Genomic DNA, 2,844 nt, shown 5'->3' on the forward strand with positions numbered 1-2,844 from the left:
CGGCGTAACACCGTAATGGCTGGCCAGGTTGACGCCCGCCAGGTCAATGGTCTGGTTCGGCGCCGCGCCGGCCATGCCGCTGACGTCGATGCTGGTGACCAGTGACGCGCCGCTGCCGCTGACAGTGAAGTGCAGGTAGTCATCGAGCGACGCGGCGCTGCCATTCTCCCCTTGCAGCAGCTGCGACAGGTCGAGTTTGTCGGTGCCCGGCGTAAAGTCGGTGATCACATCGTGGCCACTGTTGCCTTTGAGCCATTGGAACGTGTCGGCGCCGCTGCCGCCGGTCAGCGTATTGTTGCCCAGTCCGCCGATCAGGAAGTCATCGCCACCCTCGCCCTTGAGCACGTCATTGCCCAGGCCGCCGGTAATGATGTTGCTGTTGTTGTCGCCGGTAAGGTTGTCGTTGAAATCGGAGCCGACGAGGTTTTCGATGGCAGTCAGGGTGTCGGTGCCGGCGCCCAAGGTGTTTTGCGGCCCACTCTGGCCCAGGTTGACCGTAACGCCAGTGGTGGCATGGGCGTAGCTCGCGGTGTCGTTACCGATGCCGCCATCGAGCAGGTCGTTGCCCGTGCCACTGAACAACAAGTCATTGCCCGCGTCGCCATGCAGCGTGTTGTTGCCGGTGCCTGCGGTGAGGATGTCATTGCCGTCACCGGCATTGATGATGTTGTCGCCGTTGCCTGCTACCAGAGTGTCGTTGCCCGTGGTCCCGGTGAGGGTATGACCGTCCTGATAGCTGATGGTCAGGTTGGCGCTGTCGCTGCCACCATGGTTATCGCTGGCAGTGTAGGTGCCGTGATAGTCCGGTGCAGTGTCGTGGGCACCGGAATAATCGAGCTTCATGGTCAGCTGATAGCTTTCCGAGTTGCCCGCACCGCTGCCGCCACCGGTGTTGGTGATGTTGGTCACATGGATCTGATAGACGCCGTCCGACGTCGCCGTGATGGTCTGGCCATCGCCGAGGGCAATCCAGGCACCGCCGTTGATCGAGTACTCCATAGTGATATGGCCGGCAGCCAGATTGTGGTCAAGGTTGAGGGTCTCGCCCTGCTTGAGGTTGACGGTGATGCGGTCCTCATCGTTAACGTTGGCAGCAGTGACCGGCCCCAGATAACCACTGATCACCAACAGGGCCGTCATCGAGGCGGTATTGGCTGCGAACGCGCCGCGCACGTTGCTCAGGCTCTGGTTGCTCGGCTTGACGCCGCTGCCGGAGAAATCAATCGCGCCGCTGCCGGTGAAGTCAGCACCTTTGGCGACCCAGCCCGTATTGAACGTGGTTGGCGAGGCCTTGAGCGGGTCGCCATCGGCGTCGGTGTCGTTGGCCAGCAGTAATTCAGCCGGCACCGTCACGCTGCCTGAAAGCACGTTAGTGATGATGTGATCATCAGTGGCCACCGGCGCTGCGTTCGGAATGACTTTGACTACCAGTGTCGAGCTGGCGAGATCGCCGTCGTTGTCGCTGAGGGTGAAGCCGATGTTTTCCGTGAGCACCACCGAGGTAGTTTTCTGCGATACGTAGTTGTATTCACCGGTATCGAGATTCACCACCAGCGTGCCCTTGTTGTTGGTGGCGATACTCAGGGTGTTGTTGGTCGTATTGAACGTACCGTGATTGGCGCCGCCGCTGAAATTCAGCGAGCCCTGGTTGCTGTTGCCTTTCGGATCGTAGGTGTACGTGGTGCCATCGACGGTGATGGTTTTTATGAAGCCGCCATCTGCACCAAACGCCCCACCCTCGCCCAGCAGTGAACCGGTGACCGGTGCGCCCATCACCGTGCCCGAAAGCACCGAGTTGAGTTGGCCTAGGTCAGTGACAATCACGGCGTTGTTATTGGTCCCCGTGCCAGTGCCGTCATATGCCAGCGGATCGAGGGCATCATTGTCGACGTTTGCGCCCAGGCCGATCGCGTAGTTCTTGATTTGATTCTCGGTAAGAAATGCCTTCCAGAGCGCCTCGTCCTGCGTCTCGATCGAACCTTCATTGGGTTTGCCGTCAGAGAAGAAGTAGCCGACATTCTGTGCGCCCGTCAGCTTGCCGTTGGTCTCAAATGCAGTTTGTGCCACGGCCACCGCCGCGTCGTAGTTGGTGCCGCCGCCCGCCGTCAGACCAGCGACGATTGCCTTGGCGGTCGCCACGTCAACCCACACCGACGACTTGTCGATGGCATTGCTGCTGAACGTGACAATCTGCACTTTGACGTCGCCGAGGTCGTCGTATTTGTCGAGCAAGGCACTGATCGCCTGCTTGGCCAGATCCAGCCTCGACAGCCCCGTTACGCCGGAGGGGTCGACCATGCTGCCGGAGACATCGATCACCAGCAGCAGGTTGGAGTCAATCTCGACTGCTGCCACCGAACGCTCCGAAGCCACAGCCTTGGGCACGTCGTCGACGATGTTGACCACGATAGTGCTGGTGGTGGTGTTGCCCAGCGCATCGGTGGCCTTGTAGGTAAAGGTGTCGCTCAGGGAGTTGGGGCCATCGTTGGCGCCCGGTGTTGTTTTCGGTGCCGAGGTCAAGGTGTAGGTATACGTGCCGTTGGGGTTGAGCAGGATTTGCCCAAAGTTGCCGTTGGCGCTGCCGACCAGGGTGTAGCTGATCGCGCCAGTCGCGCCGCTGACCGAGCCGACCAGCGTGCCGGACGCGGTTTCACCGGCGTTGGCTGGATCGCTGCCGGTGACGGTGCCGGCCGCCAGGTCCTGGCCGTCCTTGTTCAGGTCGAGGGCTTTTTCGTAGACGGTGACGTCAGCGTCGCTGACCGCTTGCAGGCAGCTGTTGTAGACGTCGATGGTGATGGTGGTGGTGCTTTCATCGCCGTCGGCATCGCGCACGGTGTAGGTGAA

General features: G+C 60.8%; 1 protein-coding gene. It reads right to left on the minus strand.

Annotation, left to right across the window (positions count from 1 at the left end; translation table 11 throughout):
* Positions 1–2,844, minus strand: a 2,844-nt coding sequence (locus D8U73_RS29485) for a type I secretion C-terminal target domain-containing protein (protein WP_241668516.1), incomplete at both ends; no start/stop codon positions are given.

Source organism: Pseudomonas sp. Sample_22, from assembly GCF_004307635.1.
Taxonomy (GTDB): Bacteria; Pseudomonadota; Gammaproteobacteria; order Pseudomonadales; family Pseudomonadaceae; genus Aquipseudomonas.